Genomic DNA, 16,491 nt, shown 5'->3' with positions numbered 1-16,491 from the left:
TGTTAAGCCGTTTAACGGCGTTCCAGGGGCAGGAAAAAAGGATATTCAGGAGAAAATGTGCGCTATATCCGACAGTTATGCTGTGTAAGCTTACTCTGCTTAAGCGGATCTGCCGTCGCCGCGAACGTCCGTCTACAGGTCGAGGGGTTATCGGGACAGCTGGAAAAGAACGTTCGTGCGCAGCTTTCTACGATTGAAAGTGATGAAGTGACGCCAGACCGTCGCTTTCGCGCACGCGTCGATGATGCCATCCGCGAAGGTCTGAAAGCGCTGGGTTATTACCAGCCGACCATTGAATTTGATCTCCGTCCACCGCCAAAGAAAGGGCGGCAGGTATTGATCGCCAAAGTCACGCCAGGCGTGCCGGTGTTAATTGGCGGCACCGATGTGGTATTGCGCGGCGGCGCGCGGACCGATAAAGACTATTTGAAATTGCTCGATACTCGCCCGGCTATTGGCACGGTGCTGAACCAGGGCGATTATGAAAATTTCAAAAAGTCCTTAACCAGCATTGCGTTGCGTAAAGGTTATTTCGATAGCGAATTTACCAAAGCGCAGCTGGGCATTGCGCTCGGCCTGCATAAAGCCTTCTGGGATATTGATTATAACAGTGGCGAACGTTACCGCTTTGGGCATGTGACCTTTGAAGGATCACAAATCCGCGATGAATACCTGCAAAATCTGGTGCCGTTTAAAGAGGGCGATGAGTACGAATCGAAAGATCTGGCGGAACTGAACCGCCGACTTTCTGCTACCGGCTGGTTTAACTCGGTGGTGGTGGCTCCACAATTTGATAAAGCGCGCGAAACGAAAGTATTACCATTGACGGGCGTGGTTTCGCCGCGAACAGAAAACACCATCGAAACCGGGGTCGGTTACTCTACGGACGTGGGACCGCGCGTGAAAGCGACGTGGAAAAAGCCGTGGATGAACTCATACGGTCACAGTTTGACCACCAGTACCAGTATTTCCGCGCCGGAACAGACCCTCGACTTCAGCTATAAAATGCCACTGCTGAAGAATCCACTGGAACAATATTATTTGGTGCAGGGCGGTTTTAAGCGCACTGACCTGAACGATACCGAATCTGACTCCACTACGCTGGTGGCTTCTCGCTACTGGGATCTCTCCAGCGGCTGGCAGCGTGCCATTAACCTGCGCTGGAGTCTCGACCACTTTACTCAGGGTGAAATTACCAACACCACGATGCTGTTTTATCCTGGGGTGATGATTAGCCGCATGCGTTCTCGTGGTGGCCTGATGCCAACCTGGGGCGACTCGCAACGCTACTCTATCGACTACTCCAACACGGCCTGGGGCTCAGATGTCGATTTCTCCGTTTTCCAGGCACAAAACGTCTGGATCCGCACACTGTACGATCGCCATCGTTTTGTTACACGCGGCACGCTGGGCTGGATTGAAACCGGTGATTTCGACAAAGTACCGCCGGATCTGCGTTTCTTCGCCGGGGGCGACCGCAGTATTCGTGGCTACAAATACAAATCTATCGCTCCGAAATACGCCAACGGTGACCTGAAAGGGGCCTCGAAGTTGATAACCGGATCGCTGGAGTACCAGTACAACGTGACCGGAAAATGGTGGGGCGCGGTGTTTGTCGATAGTGGCGAAGCGGTAAGCGATATTCGCCGCAGCGACTTTAAAACCGGTACCGGGGTCGGCGTGCGCTGGGAATCGCCGGTCGGGCCAATCAAACTCGATTTTGCCGTACCGGTCGCGGATAAAGACGAACACGGGTTACAGTTTTACATCGGTCTGGGGCCAGAATTATGATTTTATGGAAAAAAATCAGCCTCGGCGTGGTTATCGTTATCTTACTGTTGCTGGGATCGGTGGCGTTTCTGGTGGGCACCACCAGTGGCCTGCATCTGGTATTTAAAGCGGCGGATCGCTGGGTACCAGGACTGGATATTGGCAAGGTCACCGGCGGCTGGCGCGATCTCACCTTGTCTGACGTTCGTTATGAGCAGCCAGGCGTGGCGGTAAAAGCGGGCAATCTGCATCTGGCGGTCGGGCTTGAGTGCCTGTGGAACAGTAGCGTTTGTATTAATGACCTGGCGCTGAAAGACATTCAGGTCAACATCGACAGTAAAAAAATGCCTCCTTCTGAACAGGTTGAAGAAGAGGAAGATAGCGGTCCGCTGGATCTCTCCACGCCGTATCCCATCACCCTGACACGGGTGGCGCTGGATAACGTCAACATCAAGATTGATGACACCACGGTATCGGTGATGGACTTCACCTCCGGCCTGAACTGGCAGGAGAAAACCCTGACCCTGAAACCGACGTCGCTGAAAGGCCTGCTGATTGCTCTGCCGAAAGTGGCGGAAGTGGCGCAGGAAGAAGTGGTCGAACCGAAAATTGAAAATCCGCAGCCGGATGAAAAGCCGCTCGGCGAAACGCTGAAAGATCTCTTTTCTCGCCCGGTATTGCCGGAAATGACCGACGTGCATTTGCCGCTTAACCTGAACATTGAAGAGTTTAAAGGCGAGCAGTTACGCGTGACGGGCGACACGGACATCACCGTGCGCACCATGCTGCTGAAAGTGAGCAGCATTGACGGCAATACTAAACTGGACGCCCTGGATATCGATTCCAACCAGGGGATCGTCAACGCCAGCGGCACGGCGCAGCTGTCAGACAACTGGCCGGTGGATATCACCCTCAACAGCACACTGAACGTGGAGCCGTTGAAAGGTGAAAAAGTGAAGCTAAAAGTGGGCGGCGCGCTGCGCGAACAGCTGGAGATTGGCGTTAATCTTTCCGGTCCGGTGGATATGGATTTACGCGCCCAGACGCGACTGGCGGAAGCCGGATTGCCGCTCAACGTGGAAGTGAACAGCAAACAGATTTACTGGCCGTTCACTGGTGAGAAGCAGTATCAGGCGGATGATCTGAAACTGAAACTTACCGGCAAAATGACCGATTACACGCTCTCTATGCGTACGGCAGTGAAGGGACTGGAGATCCCGCCAGCCACCATTACCCTTGATGCCAAAGGTAATGAACAGCAGGTCAATCTCGACAAACTCACCGTCGCGGCGCTGGAAGGGAAAACTGAACTCAAGGCGTTGCTCGACTGGCAGCAGGCCATTAGTTGGCGCGGTGAGCTAACGCTTAACGGCATTAACACCGCCAAAGAGATCCCAGAGTGGCCGTCGAAACTCAATGGCTTGATTAAAACCCGCGGTAGCCTGTACGGCGGCACCTGGCAGATGGAGGTGCCAGAACTGAAGCTGACCGGTAACGTCAAACAGAACAAAGTGAACGTTGACGGCACGCTGAAAGGCAACAGTTATATGCAGTGGATGATCCCAGGGCTGCATCTGGAACTGGGGCCAAACAGTGCCGAAGTGAAAGGCGAGCTGGGGGTAAAAGATCTCAATCTTGATGCCACCATCAACGCGCCGGGTCTGGATAACGCGCTGCCGGGGCTTGGCGGTACAGCGAAAGGGCTGGTGAAAGTACGCGGCACGGTGGAAGCGCCACAACTACTGGCAGATATCACCGCGCGCGGCCTGCGCTGGCAGGAACTTTCCGTGGCGCAGGTTCGCGTGGAAGGCGATATCAAATCCACCGATCAGATTGCGGGTAAACTCGACGTACGCGTTGAGCAAATTTCGCAGCCGGATGTCAATATCAACCTCGTCACCCTGAATGCCAAAGGCAGCGAAAAGCAGCACGAGCTACAGTTGCGGATTCAGGGCGAGCCTGTCTCCGGGCAGCTTAATCTGGCAGGAAGTTTTGATCGCAAAGAAGAACGCTGGAAGGGAACTCTTAGCAATACCCGCTTCCAGACGCCGGTCGGCCCGTGGTCGCTGACCCGCGATATTGCGCTGGATTACCGCAATAAGGAGCAAAAAATCAGCATCGGGCCACACTGCTGGCTTAACCCGAATGCGGAACTGTGCGTGCCGCAAACTATCGATGCGGGGGCCGAAGGGCGTGCGGTGGTGAATCTCAACCGCTTCGACCTCGCCATGCTGAAACCGTTTATGCCAGAAACCACTCAGGCCAGCGGTATCTTCACGGGTAAAGCGGATGTTGCCTGGGACACCACGAAAGAGGGGCTGCCGCAGGGCAGTATCACCCTTTCGGGGCGTAACGTGCAGGTAACGCAAACCGTCAACGATGCGGCGCTGCCCGTGGCGTTTCAGACACTGAATCTGACGGCGGAATTGCGTAACAACCGTGCCGAATTGGGCTGGACCATCCGCCTGACCAATAATGGCCAGTTTGATGGACAGGTGCAGGTGACCGATCCGCAAGGCCGCCGTAATCTTGGTGGCAACGTCAATATCCGTAACTTCAACCTTGCGATGATAAACCCCATCTTTACCCGTGGGGAAAAAGCAGCGGGGATGGTGAGTGCCAACTTGCGTCTGGGTGGTGATGTGCAAAGCCCGCAGTTGTTTGGTCAGCTTCAGGTTACGGGTGTGGATATCGATGGCAACTTTATGCCGTTTGATATGCAACCGAGCCAGCTTGCGGTCAACTTTAACGGTATGCGCTCGACGCTTGCCGGTACAGTACGGACCCAGCAGGGTGAAATCTACCTGAACGGTGATGCCGACTGGAGCCAAATTGAAAACTGGCGGGCGCGGGTAACGGCGAAAGGCAGTAAAGTGCGGATCACCGTGCCGCCGATGGTACGAATGGATGTATCGCCAGATGTTGTATTCGAGGCTACACCAAACCTGTTTACCCTCGATGGTCGCGTGGATGTCCCTTGGGCGCGCATCGTGGTGCACGATCTGCCGGAAAGCGCAGTAGGCGTCTCCAGCGATGTGGTGATGCTTAACGATAACCTGCAACCGGAAGAGCCGAAAACGGCGTCGATTCCGATTAACAGTAACCTGATTGTCCACGTTGGCAACAATGTGCGCATTGACGCCTTTGGCCTGAAAGCGCGGCTGACGGGCGATCTTAACGTCGTTCAGGACAAACAAGGGCTGGGCCTGAACGGGCAGATCAACATCCCTGAAGGGCGCTTCCATGCCTATGGTCAGGATCTGATTGTGCGTAAGGGTGAGTTACTGTTCTCTGGTCCGCCGGATCAACCGTATCTTAATATTGAAGCTATTCGTAACCCGGATGCTACAGAAGACGACGTAATCGCCGGAGTTCGCGTCACTGGTCTGGCGGACGAACCGAAAGCGGAGATCTTCTCTGACCCGGCGATGTCGCAACAAGCTGCATTGTCTTATTTGCTACGTGGACAAGGGCTGGAGAGCGATCAGAGCGACAGTGCGGCAATGACCTCGATGCTGATTGGTCTGGGGGTTGCGCAAAGTGGCCAGATTGTGGGTAAAATCGGCGAGACGTTTGGCGTAAGCAATTTAGCGCTCGACACCCAGGGAGTAGGCGACTCCTCCCAGGTAGTGGTCAGCGGCTATGTATTGCCAGGTCTGCAAGTGAAATACGGCGTGGGTATATTTGACTCTATAGCAACACTCACGTTACGTTATCGCCTGATGCCTAAGCTATATCTGGAAGCCGTGTCTGGTGTAGACCAGGCACTGGATTTGCTCTATCAGTTCGAGTTTTAGCAATGCGAATATTTGTCTACGGCAGTTTACGCCACAAACAAGGCAACAGTCACTGGATGACCAATGCCCAGTTACTGGGCGATTTCAGTATCGATAACTACCAGTTGTATAGCCTGGGCCACTATCCAGGCGCAGTTCCGGGGAACGGAACAGTACACGGTGAAGTTTATCGTATTGACAACGCCACGCTGGCCGAACTTGATGCCTTGCGCACCAGGGGCGGTGAATACGCGCGCCAGTTGATTCAGACGCCGTACGGGAGTGCATGGATGTACGTTTATCAACGACCCGTCGATGGATTAAAGCTAATTGAAAGCGGCGACTGGTTAGACAGGGATAAGTAATAATAAAAGCATGCCACCTTCGGGTGGCGTTGTTTTATGCGATGTATCTCGCGATTTTTTTTTGTAACTTTTCCATCTTTTGCTTTTCTCTCCGAGCCGCTTTCCATATCTGCAATCGCATAAAAAACTCTGCTGGCGTTCACAAATGTGCAGGGGTAAAACGGGGGCACGCTTTGAACGGTGAGTATGAGTGAGGTCGGCTAACTTCCAGCAAGTGGCTATGAACAGCAAAATGGTGGTCGGGTTTGCTTGTTCTTACCGTTCAAGCCTTGCAACCGCTGAGAATAATGATGGTGGAATAGAGAGTTTATTTATCGCGGGCATAAAAAAACCCTTACTAACCGAAGCCCGGCGTTCAGGGTTATTGCGCTAGAAGAACTTATTTATTCTTTGCGCGCTCGAAGGAAGCAACGATTTCAGCTTTAGCGGCTTCTGCGTTTTCCCAACCTTCAACTTTCACCCACTTGCCTTTTTCGAGGTCTTTGTAGTGCTCGAAGAAGTGAGCGATCTGCGCTTTCAGCAGCTCTGGCAGATCGTTAACGTCTTTAATGTGATCGTATTCTTTGCTCAGCTTTGTGTGCGGAACAGCAATCAGTTTCGCATCTTCACCGGCTTCGTCGGTCATTTTCAGAACGCCAACCGGACGGCAACGGATCACAGAACCCGGCTGCAGCGGGTACGGAGTCGGGACCAGTACGTCAACCGGGTCACCGTCCAGAGACAGGGTGTGGTTGATGTAACCGTAGTTGCACGGATAGAACATCGCGGTGGACATGAAGCGGTCAACGAACAGTGCGCCGCTCTCTTTGTCGATTTCGTATTTGATCGGATCTGCGTTAGCCGGGATCTCAATAACAACGTAGATGTCTTCCGGCAGATCTTTACCCGCAGGGACGTTGAGTAAGCTCATGTCTGTTTCCTTTAAAAATATGTGGCAACAAGTGCCGAGTATTATAGCCAACTCGCGCCGAATGTCTTCGCTTGTTTTCGTCTTCATTTTCCTTTTTCACCAGTTTTAAGACGGTATACAGAGCAGGAAAATCCATAACCGTAGCCGCATTTTTCATAGTGAGATGAAAGCGATTACAAACTTGTGATTAACGTTTTATTTACTTTTTTGAAGTGTGATGTAACGCAATCCGTTACATAACGAATTGTCTATAGTTTTTTCGCGAACATCTTTTCACCAATAATAATTACCCCGACGAGGACAACCCTATGTGGAAACGCTTACTTGTAGTCTCTGCAGTCTCGGCAGCCATGTCGTCTATGGCGTTGGCCGCTCCATTAACCGTAGGATTTTCGCAGGTCGGATCGGAATCTGGCTGGCGCGCCGCAGAAACCAATGTGGCGAAAAGTGAGGCCGAAAAACGCGGAATTACGCTGAAAATTGCCGATGGTCAGCAAAAGCAGGAAAACCAGATTAAAGCGGTACGTTCCTTCGTCGCGCAAGGGGTGGATGCGATCTTTATCGCTCCGGTGGTTGCGACTGGTTGGGAACCGGTATTAAAAGAGGCGAAAGATGCCGAAATCCCGGTCTTCTTGCTCGATCGTTCTATTGATGTGAAAGACAAATCTCTCTATATGACCACCGTCACTGCCGACAACATTCTCGAAGGCAAGTTGATTGGTGACTGGCTGGTAAAAGAAGTGAATGGCAAACCATGCAACGTGGTGGAGCTGCAGGGCACTGTTGGGGCCAGCGTCGCCATTGACCGTAAGAAAGGCTTTGCCGAAGCCATTAAGAATGCGCCAAATATCAAAATTATCCGCTCGCAGTCAGGTGACTTCACCCGCAGTAAAGGCAAAGAAGTCATGGAGAGCTTTATCAAAGCGGAAAACAACGGCAAAAACATCTGCATGGTTTACGCCCATAACGACGACATGGTGATTGGTGCAATTCAGGCAATTAAAGAAGCGGGCCTGAAACCAGGCAAAGATATTCTGACAGGTTCTATCGACGGCGTACCGGATATCTACAAAGCGATGATTGATGGCGAAGCGAACGCCAGTGTTGAACTGACGCCGAATATGGCAGGTCCCGCCTTCGACGCGCTGGAGAAATACAAAAAAGACGGCACCATGCCTGAAAAGCTGACGCTGACCAAATCCACCCTTTATCTGCCTGATACCGCAAAAGAAGAGTTAGAGAAGAAGAAAAATATGGGGTATTGAGGGTTGCTATGCCTGATGCCGATTCGTAGGCCGGATAAGGCGCTCGCGCCGCATCCGGCGGTGGTGCGCTGAAGCCTGATGCGACGCTTACCGCGTCTTATCATGCCTACTGGGAGCACGCTTTACACCGGGGGAAACCATGACGACTAACCAACACCAGGAGATCCTCCGCACCGAAGGATTAAGTAAATTTTTCCCCGGCGTCAAAGCGTTAGACAACGTTGATTTCAGCCTGCGCCGCGGCGAAATCATGGCGCTGCTCGGTGAAAACGGGGCAGGAAAATCAACGCTAATCAAAGCATTAACTGGTGTATACCACGCCGATCGCGGCACCATCTGGCTGGAAGGCCAGGCTATCTCACCGAAAAATACCGCCCATGCACAACAACTCGGTATCGGCACCGTCTATCAGGAAGTAAACCTGCTACCCAATATGTCGGTCGCTGATAATCTATTTATAGGCCGCGAACCCAAACGCTTCGGCCTTCTACGCCGCAAAGAGATGGAAAAGCGCGCCACCGAACTGATGGCATCTTACGGTTTCTCCCTCGACGTGCGCGAACCGCTCAACCGCTTTTCAGTCGCGATGCAGCAAATCGTCGCTATTTGCCGGGCTATCGATCTCTCTGCCAAAGTGCTGATCCTCGATGAACCCACCGCCAGTCTCGACACCCAGGAAGTGGAGTTACTGTTTGACCTGATGCGTCAGTTGCGCGATCGCGGCGTCAGCCTGATTTTTGTCACTCACTTTCTCGATCAGGTCTATCAGGTCAGCGATCGGATCACCGTCTTACGCAACGGCAGTTTCGTAGGCTGTCGGGAAACGTGCGAGCTACCGCAGATCGAACTGGTAAAAATGATGCTGGGGCGCGAGCTGGATACCCACGCGCTACAGCGTGCCGGGCGAACATTGTTGAGCGACAAACCCGTTGCCGCGTTCAAAAATTACGGCAAAAAAGGAACGATCGCACCGTTTGATCTCGAAGTACGCCCCGGCGAGATCGTCGGTCTGGCTGGATTGCTGGGATCAGGACGTACCGAAACCGCCGAAGTGATCTTCGGTATCAAACCTGCTGACAGCGGCACGGCGTTGATCAAAGGCAAACCGCAAAACCTGCGATCGCCACATCAGGCTTCGGTACTGGGCATTGGCTTCTGCCCGGAAGACAGGAAAACCGATGGCATCATCGCTGCCGCCTCGGTGCGGGAAAATATCATCCTCGCTCTCCAGGCCCAGCGCGGCTGGCTACGTCCCATTTCCCGCAAAGAACAGCAAGAGATTGCCGAACGCTTTATCCGCCAGCTTGGCATTCGCACACCTTCAACTGAACAACCGATTGAATTTCTCTCTGGCGGCAATCAGCAAAAAGTGTTGCTTTCACGTTGGCTACTGACCCGACCGCAATTTCTGATCCTTGATGAGCCAACCCGCGGCATTGATGTTGGTGCCCACGCCGAGATCATCCGCCTGATTGAAACGCTGTGTGCTGACGGTCTGGCGCTGCTGGTGATCTCCTCCGAACTGGAAGAGCTGGTGGGCTATGCCGATCGGGTGATTATCATGCGCGATCGCAAACAGGTGGCGGAGATCCCGCTGGCAGAGCTTTCCGTTCCGGCGATCATGAACGCCATTGCGGCGTAAGGAGAACAGTGTGATGCCTCAATCTCTCCCGGACACTACGCCGCCGAAAAGGCGCTTTCGCTGGCCGACGGGGATGCCGCAGCTGGTAGCACTATTGCTAGTGCTGCTGGTCGATAGCCTGGTAGCCCCGCATTTCTGGCAGGTGGTGCTTCAGGATGGGCGTTTGTTCGGTAGCCCTATCGACATCCTTAACCGTGCAGCTCCCGTTGCGTTACTGGCGATTGGCATGACGCTGGTGATCGCTACAGGTGGTATCGATCTCTCCGTAGGGGCGGTGATGGCTATCGCCGGAGCCACAACGGCTGCGATGACGGTCGCGGGATTCAGCCTGCCGATTGTTTTGTTAAGCGCCCTGGGCACTGGCATCCTGGCGGGATTGTGGAACGGCATACTGGTAGCGATCCTCAAAATTCAGCCGTTTGTCGCCACTCTGATCCTGATGGTCGCCGGGCGCGGCGTGGCGCAACTGATCACCTCCGGGCAGATCGTCACGTTTAACTCGCCGGATCTCTCATGGTTTGGCAGTGGATCGCTATTGTTCCTGCCAACGCCAGTCATTATTGCGGTACTGACGCTTCTCCTGTTCTGGCTGTTGACCCGCAAAACGGCGCTGGGGATGTTTATCGAAGCCGTTGGTATCAACATTCGGGCGGCAAAAAATGCCGGGGTAAACACGCGGATCATCGTCATGCTTACCTACGTGTTGAGCGGGCTGTGTGCGGCGATTGCGGGCATTATCGTGGCGGCGGATATTCGCGGTGCCGATGCCAATAACGCCGGATTATGGCTGGAGCTGGACGCCATTCTCGCGGTGGTGATTGGCGGCGGATCGCTGATGGGCGGACGTTTTAACCTACTGCTTTCGGTGGTGGGGGCGCTGATTATTCAGGGGATGAACACCGGAATTTTGCTTTCGGGCTTTCCGCCAGAGATGAACCAGGTTGTAAAAGCGGTGGTGGTTCTTTGCGTGCTGATTGTCCAGTCGCAACGCTTTATCAGTCTGATTAAAGGAGTACGTAGCCGTGATAAAACGTAATTTGCCACTGATGATCACCATCGGCGTCTTTGTGTTGGGTTATCTTTACTGCCTGACCCAGTTTCCCGGTTTTGCTTCCACAAGAGTGATCTGCAATATCCTGACCGATAACGCCTTTCTTGGGATCATTGCCGTTGGCATGACCTTTGTGATCCTCTCTGGTGGGATCGATCTCTCCGTCGGTTCGGTGATCGCCTTTACTGGCGTGTTTCTGGCAAAAGTGATTGGCGATTTCGGCCTCTCGCCGCTGCTGGCGTTTCCGCTAGTGCTGGTGATGGGCTGTGCCTTCGGCGCATTTATGGGGCTTTTGATCGACGCCCTGAAGATCCCGGCATTTATCATTACCCTGGCGGGGATGTTCTTTTTGCGCGGTGTCAGCTATCTCGTTTCGGAAGAGTCGATTCCGATAAACCATCCCATTTATGACACGCTCTCAAGCCTTGCGTGGAAAATCCCTGGCGGCGGTCGCTTAAGTGCGATGGGACTGCTGATGTTGGCGGTGGTGGTTATCGGTATTTTCCTCGCGCATCGTACCCGTTTTGGTAATCAGGTATACGCCATTGGCGGCAACGCAACGTCGGCGAACCTGATGGGGATTTCCACTCGCAGCACCACTATTCGCATTTATATGCTCTCCACCGGACTGGCAACGCTGGCGGGGATTGTCTTCTCGATTTATACCCAGGCCGGATATGCGCTGGCGGGCGTAGGTGTGGAACTGGATGCTATCGCCTCAGTGGTAATTGGCGGTACGCTTCTGAGCGGTGGCGTTGGAACGGTATTAGGGACGCTTTTTGGCGTGGCGATTCAGGGACTGATTCAGACTTACATAAACTTTGATGGCACGCTGAGCTCATGGTGGACGAAAATCGCCATCGGTATTTTGTTGTTTATTTTTATAGCATTACAGCGTGGATTAACGGTGCTGTGGGAGAATCGTCAGAGTTCGCCAGTGACAAGAGTCAACATTGCGCAGCGATAAAAACGCCTCTCCGTGTGGAGAGGCGCAGGAGATTACGCGTCCGGGAACTCACGGATAAAGCGTTCGACATCTTCAACCATATGGTCGTTGCCGACAAAGAACGAACGGCGCTGGTGCAGAGTTTCCGGGATGATATCCAGAATACGCTCTTTGCCATCGCTCGCTTTACCGCCCGCTTGTTCCGCCAGGAATGCCATCGGGTTGCACTCATAAAGCAAACGCAGTTTGCCGTCCGGGTGGCTGGCGGTGCTTGGGTAGAGATAAATACCGCCTTTCAGCAGGTTACGGTGGAAATCCGCGACCAGTGAACCGATATAACGTGAGGTATACGGGCGGTTGGTGGATTTATCTTCTTCCTGGCAGAATTTAATGTACTTCTTCACCCCGTTCGGAAACTTAATGTAGTTTCCTTCGTTGATGGAGTAGGTTTTGCCTTTCTCCGGGAAGCGCATCCGTTCTTGGCACAGGCAGAAAACGCCGAGCGAAGGATCGTAAGTAAAGGCGTGAACACCGCATCCGGTGGTGTAAACCAGCATGGTAGAGGAGCCGTATACCACGTAACCTGCCGCAACCTGTTTGTTACCAGGCTGGAGGAAATCTTCTTCCGTTACCGGCGTGCCGACGGGCGTAACGCGGCGGTAGATGGAGAAAATGGTACCGACAGAGACGTTAACATCGATGTTGGACGAGCCATCCAGTGGGTCCATCAGCACCACGTATTTTGCATGTTCACAGCCTTCAAAGACGACAATCTCATCTTCTTCTTCAGAGGCAATGCCCGCAACGATATCGCGTGCTTTCAGTGCGGCTTTCAGTTTTTCATTAGCGAACAAGTCGAGTTTTTGCTGAACCTCGCCCTGCACGTTCTCAGCACCGCTGGCACCCAGGATATCAACCAGTCCTGCTTTGTTGATATCGCGATGGATAATCTTGGCGCCCAGTTTTATTGCCGACAGCAAAGCAGTGAGCTCACCGGTAGCATGAGAAAACTCGTGCTGCTTTTCGACAATAAATTCACCTAACGTTTTCATAAAACTTTCCCTGCAATGTTTATGGAGTAAAGCGACCGTAACAATCTTAACAAATAATCGGAATGTTGCGCTCAGGTGAATCGCGCCAGCAAATTGCGGATTATCCTGAAATGCGTTTCTCACTTGCCCGACATATGCGTAAAATGAGCGGCAGATTAAAAAAGGATAGTGACGTATGCGCATTCATATTTTAGGAATTTGTGGCACGTTTATGGGCGGTCTGGCGATGCTGGCGCGCCAGTTAGGCCATGAAGTAACGGGTTCGGACGCCAATGTGTATCCGCCGATGAGCACCTTACTTGAGAAGCAAGGCATTGAACTGATTCAGGGTTACGATGCCAGCCAGCTCGATCCGCAGCCGGATCTGGTGATTATTGGCAACGCCATGACCCGTGGAAATCCGTGTGTGGAAGCGGTACTGGAAAAAAACATCCCTTATATGTCAGGTCCACAGTGGCTGCACGATTTTGTGCTGCGCGACCGCTGGGTGCTGGCCGTTGCCGGTACACATGGCAAAACCACCACCGCGGGAATGGCGACCTGGATTCTGGAACAGTGCGGTTACAAACCGGGATTTGTGATCGGCGGTGTGCCGGGGAACTTTGAGGTTTCGGCGCGTCTGGGCGAAAGCAACTTCTTTGTTATCGAAGCGGATGAGTATGACTGCGCCTTCTTCGACAAACGCTCTAAATTTGTTCATTACTGCCCGCGTACGCTGATCCTCAACAACCTTGAGTTCGATCACGCCGATATCTTTGACGACCTGAAAGCGATCCAGAAACAGTTCCACCATCTGGTGCGTATCGTTCCGGGGCAGGGCCGTATTATCTGGCCAGAAAACGACATCAACCTGAAACAGACCATGGCGATGGGCTGCTGGAGCGAGCAGGAGCTGGTGGGCGAGCAAGGTCACTGGCAGGCGAAAAAGCTGACCACCGATGCTTCCGAATGGGAAGTCTTGCTGGATGGCGAAAAAGTGGGCGAAGTGAAATGGTCGCTGGTAGGCGAACATAATATGCACAATGGCCTGATGGCGATTGCGGCGGCTCGCCATGTTGGTGTAGCGCCGGCAGATGCCGCTAACGCGCTGGGTTCGTTTATTAACGCTCGCCGCCGTCTGGAGTTGCGTGGTGAAGCGAATGGCGTAACGGTATATGACGATTTTGCCCATCACCCGACGGCGATTCTGGCAACGCTTGCGGCGCTGCGTGGCAAAGTTGGCGGTACGGCGCGCATTATTGCTGTGCTGGAACCGCGCTCGAATACCATGAAAATGGGGATCTGCAAAGACGATCTGGCACCTTCATTAGGTCGTGCCGATGAAGTCTTCCTGCTGCAACCAGCGCATATTCCGTGGCAGGTGGCAGAAGTGGCAGAAGCCTGCGTTCAGCCTGCACACTGGAGTGGCGATGTGGATACGCTGGCAGATATGGTGGTGAAAACCGCTCAGCCTGGCGACCATATTCTGGTGATGAGCAACGGCGGTTTTGGTGGGATCCATCAGAAACTGCTGGATGGTCTGGCGAAGAAGGCGGAAGCTGCGCAGTAATTCGGCCTCAGCCTGATATAGTGTGCGTAGGCCGGATAAGGCGTTCACGCCGCATCCGGCATTTGAGCATAGTGCCTGATGCGACGCTTGATGCGTCTTATCAGGCCTACAGGTGCACCGCATCCGGCAAACCATACTCACATCAACAACGAAAATTACCCTTCATTCTCCGCCAGTTCGCGCAGATACTGGAAAATCTGGCGTGCGGATTTCGGCGGCTTATTCCCTTCTTTCTCTTTCTTCGCGTTGCGGATCAGTGTACGCAGTTGCTGACGATCGGCATCGGGCCACAGATTCAATACTTCAGCGATGGCGTCATCACCTTGATCGATCAGACGATCGCGCAGGTTTTCCAGTTTATGGAACAGCACCACCTGCTGGTTGTGACGGTTTTTCAGCTTATCCAGCGCCTGACGAATAGGCTCTACGTCGCGCTGGCGCAGCATCTTACCGATGAGCTGCAACTGGCGGCGGCGACCTTCCATCTTAATACGCTGGGCGAGCTCAATAGCCGCGCGCAGATCCGCATCTAACGGGATCTTATCCAGCGCGTTTTTCCCCAGATCAACAATTTCCGCGCCAAGGCGTTTTAGCTCCTCGGCATCACGTTTAATTTCACTTTTACTGACCCAGATAATTTCATCGTCTTCGTCTTCGATGTCATCACCGGGAACGTCGTCGAGCCAGTCTTCGGGCTGCTTAGTCATCTCAGGCTCCTTAAAAAAAGAGGCTAATGTTACCAGTTAAGATGCGCACTGAAAAACGGTTCTCTGTTAGACTTCAGAGAAACTCTCTACATTATGGCACTTGCAATGAAAGTAATCTCTCAAGTTGAAGCGCAGCGCAAGATTCTGGAAGAAGCAGTTTCCACTGCGCTGGAGTTGGCCTCAGGCAAATCGGACGGTGCGGAAGTTGCCGTCAGCAAGACCACCGGCATTAGCGTAAGCACGCGTTATGGTGAAGTGGAGAATGTTGAATTCAATAGCGATGGCGCGCTGGGGATCACTGTTTATCACCAGAACCGCAAAGGTAGCGCATCATCCACCGATTTAAGCCCGCAGGCCATTGCCCGCACCGTACAGGCGGCGCTGGATATTGCCCGTTATACCTCGCCAGATCCCTGTGCCGGCGTGGCAGACAAAGAGCTGCTGGCCTTTGAGGCACCGGATCTCGATTTGTTCCACCCTGCGGAAGTTTCCCCGGATGAAGCCATTGAACTGGCGGCCCGCGCAGAACAGGCAGCATTACAGGCGGACAAACGTATCACCAATACCGAAGGTGGCAGCTTTAACAGCCACTACGGTGTCAAAGTTTTTGGCAACAGCCACGGCATGTTGCAGGGTTACTGCTCTACGCGTCATTCGCTCTCCAGCTGTGTAATTGCCGAAGAAAATGGCGATATGGAGCGTGATTACGCCTACACCATTGGTCGTGCGATGAGCGATCTGCAAACGCCAGAGTGGGTTGGGGCCGACTGTGCTCGCCGTACTTTATCGCGCCTGTCACCGCGTAAACTCTCCACCATGAAAGCGCCGGTCATTTTTGCCAATGAAGTGGCAACCGGGCTTTTTGGCCATCTGGTGGGGGCGATAGCGGGTGGCTCGGTTTACCGTAAATCTACCTTTCTGCTGGATTCGCTGGGTAAACAAATTCTGCCGGACTGGCTGACCATTGAAGAGCATCCGCATCTGCTGAAAGGGCTGGCGTCGACGCCATTCGACAGCGAAGGTGTGCGCACCGAGCGTCGCGATATTATTAAAGATGGCATCCTGACTCAGTGGCTGCTGACCAGCTACTCGGCGCGGAAACTGGGGCTGAAAAGCACCGGACATGCGGGCGGTATTCACAACTGGCGGATTGCCGGACAAGGGCTAAGCTTCGAACAAATGCTCAAAGAGATGGGCACCGGGCTGGTGGTGACGGAGCTGATGGGCCAGGGCGTGAGTGCCATTACCGGTGATTATTCCCGTGGTGCTGCGGGCTTCTGGGTAGAGAATGGCGAAATTCAGTATCCGGTGAGCGAAATCACCATCGCAGGTAATTTAAAAGATATGTGGCGCAATATTGTCACCGTCGGTAACGATATTGAAACACGCAGTAATATACAGTGTGGTTCTGTGCTGTTGTCGGAGATGAAAATCGCCGGGCAGTAAAAAACTGGCGCG

Annotated in this window: 12 protein-coding genes; 9 read left to right on the top strand and 3 right to left on the bottom strand. The window is 53.2% G+C overall.

What is annotated here, in order from left to right:
- The first annotated feature begins 57 nt into the window (after nt 1-57).
- Genes tamA through ACU8XX_RS21525 form a run of 3 tightly spaced genes read left to right on the top strand, consistent with a single transcriptional unit; the run spans nt 58 to nt 5,911 of the window.
- Nucleotides 58-1,791: an autotransporter assembly complex protein TamA gene (gene tamA, locus ACU8XX_RS21535; RefSeq protein ID WP_016241796.1), complete on the top strand. Its 1,734-nt coding sequence runs from the start codon at nt 58-60 to the stop codon at nt 1,789-1,791.
- Nucleotides 1,788-5,567: an autotransporter assembly complex protein TamB gene (gene tamB / locus ACU8XX_RS21530; RefSeq protein WP_001401488.1), complete on the top strand. Its 3,780-nt coding sequence runs from the start codon at nt 1,788-1,790 to the stop codon at nt 5,565-5,567. The genes tamA and tamB overlap by 4 nt, the downstream gene beginning before the upstream one ends.
- Before the next feature lie 2 nt (nt 5,568-5,569).
- Nucleotides 5,570-5,911 (top strand): gamma-glutamylcyclotransferase family protein, encoded by a 342-nt coding sequence (locus ACU8XX_RS21525; RefSeq protein WP_001219160.1) that lies wholly within the window; start codon nt 5,570-5,572, stop codon nt 5,909-5,911.
- A gap of 379 nt (nt 5,912-6,290) precedes the next feature.
- On the opposite strand, the gene ppa is transcribed toward ACU8XX_RS21525, so the two are convergent.
- Nucleotides 6,291-6,821, bottom strand: a complete 531-nt coding sequence (gene ppa, locus ACU8XX_RS21520) for an inorganic diphosphatase (protein ID WP_000055072.1) — start codon at nt 6,819-6,821, stop codon at nt 6,291-6,293.
- A 308-nt stretch (nt 6,822-7,129) separates the two neighbouring features.
- On the opposite strand from ppa, the gene ytfQ reads away from it, so the two are divergent.
- The 4 genes from ytfQ (at nt 7,130) to yjfF (ending at nt 11,746) form a co-directional block, all read left to right on the top strand.
- Complete coding sequence (gene ytfQ, locus ACU8XX_RS21515) at nt 7,130-8,086, top strand: galactofuranose ABC transporter substrate-binding protein YtfQ (protein WP_000265933.1); 957 nt, start codon at nt 7,130-7,132, stop codon at nt 8,084-8,086.
- A gap of 139 nt (nt 8,087-8,225) precedes the next feature.
- Nucleotides 8,226-9,728 carry a galactofuranose ABC transporter, ATP-binding protein YtfR gene (ytfR, locus tag ACU8XX_RS21510; protein ID WP_000210557.1) on the top strand — a complete coding sequence of 501 codons (1,503 nt, stop codon included), beginning with the start codon at nt 8,226-8,228 and terminating at the stop codon, nt 9,726-9,728.
- A gap of 13 nt (nt 9,729-9,741) precedes the next feature.
- Nucleotides 9,742-10,764, top strand: coding sequence for a galactofuranose ABC transporter, ATP-binding protein YtfT (ytfT, locus tag ACU8XX_RS21505; RefSeq protein WP_001361374.1), 1,023 nt, complete (start codon nt 9,742-9,744; stop codon nt 10,762-10,764).
- Nucleotides 10,751-11,746 (top strand): galactofuranose ABC transporter, permease protein YjfF, encoded by a 996-nt coding sequence (gene yjfF, locus ACU8XX_RS21500; RefSeq protein ID WP_000596015.1) that lies wholly within the window; start codon nt 10,751-10,753, stop codon nt 11,744-11,746. The genes ytfT and yjfF overlap by 14 nt, the downstream gene beginning before the upstream one ends.
- Nucleotides 11,747-11,778: 32 nt before the next feature.
- On the opposite strand, the gene fbp is transcribed toward yjfF, so the two are convergent.
- Nucleotides 11,779-12,777 carry a class 1 fructose-bisphosphatase gene (fbp, locus tag ACU8XX_RS21495; protein ID WP_000853753.1) on the bottom strand — a complete coding sequence of 333 codons (999 nt, stop codon included), beginning with the start codon at nt 12,775-12,777 and terminating at the stop codon, nt 11,779-11,781.
- A gap of 175 nt (nt 12,778-12,952) precedes the next feature.
- Here fbp and mpl point away from each other — a divergent pair, with 175 nt between their 5' ends.
- Nucleotides 12,953-14,326, top strand: coding sequence for a UDP-N-acetylmuramate:L-alanyl-gamma-D-glutamyl-meso-diaminopimelate ligase (mpl, locus tag ACU8XX_RS21490; protein ID WP_001219806.1), 1,374 nt, complete (start codon nt 12,953-12,955; stop codon nt 14,324-14,326).
- A gap of 155 nt (nt 14,327-14,481) precedes the next feature.
- On the opposite strand, the gene yjgA is transcribed toward mpl, so the two are convergent.
- Nucleotides 14,482-15,033 carry a ribosome biogenesis factor YjgA gene (gene yjgA / locus ACU8XX_RS21485; RefSeq protein ID WP_000166270.1) on the bottom strand — a complete coding sequence of 184 codons (552 nt, stop codon included), beginning with the start codon at nt 15,031-15,033 and terminating at the stop codon, nt 14,482-14,484.
- Nucleotides 15,034-15,126: 93 nt separating this feature from the next.
- Between yjgA and pmbA the strand changes: the two genes are divergently transcribed.
- Entirely contained in the window at nt 15,127-16,479 is a 1,353-nt protein-coding gene (gene pmbA, locus ACU8XX_RS21480; protein WP_001162185.1) for a metalloprotease PmbA, read from the top strand.
- Nucleotides 16,480-16,491: the final 12 nt, after the last annotated feature.

The organism is Escherichia sp. MAL-1, assembly GCF_052948035.1.
The sequence above is the reverse complement of the archived record's forward strand: the minus strand, read 5'-3'. Positions and strand labels throughout refer to the sequence as shown.

Coding starts and splice junctions, on each gene's coding strand:
- ytfQ (WP_000265933.1), top strand. CDS start 7,130: ATGTGGAAACGCTTACTTGTAGTCTCTGCAGTCTCGGCAGCCATGTCG.
- fbp (WP_000853753.1), bottom strand. CDS start 12,777: ATGAAAACGTTAGGTGAATTTATTGTCGAAAAGCAGCACGAGTTTTCT.
- ytfT (WP_001361374.1), top strand. CDS start 9,742: ATGCCTCAATCTCTCCCGGACACTACGCCGCCGAAAAGGCGCTTTCGC.
- yjgA (WP_000166270.1), bottom strand. CDS start 15,033: ATGACTAAGCAGCCCGAAGACTGGCTCGACGACGTTCCCGGTGATGAC.
- ppa (WP_000055072.1), bottom strand. CDS start 6,821: ATGAGCTTACTCAACGTCCCTGCGGGTAAAGATCTGCCGGAAGACATC.
- tamB (WP_001401488.1), top strand. CDS start 1,788: ATGATTTTATGGAAAAAAATCAGCCTCGGCGTGGTTATCGTTATCTTA.
- mpl (WP_001219806.1), top strand. CDS start 12,953: ATGCGCATTCATATTTTAGGAATTTGTGGCACGTTTATGGGCGGTCTG.
- pmbA (WP_001162185.1), top strand. CDS start 15,127: ATGGCACTTGCAATGAAAGTAATCTCTCAAGTTGAAGCGCAGCGCAAG.
- ytfR (WP_000210557.1), top strand. CDS start 8,226: ATGACGACTAACCAACACCAGGAGATCCTCCGCACCGAAGGATTAAGT.
- ACU8XX_RS21525 (WP_001219160.1), top strand. CDS start 5,570: ATGCGAATATTTGTCTACGGCAGTTTACGCCACAAACAAGGCAACAGT.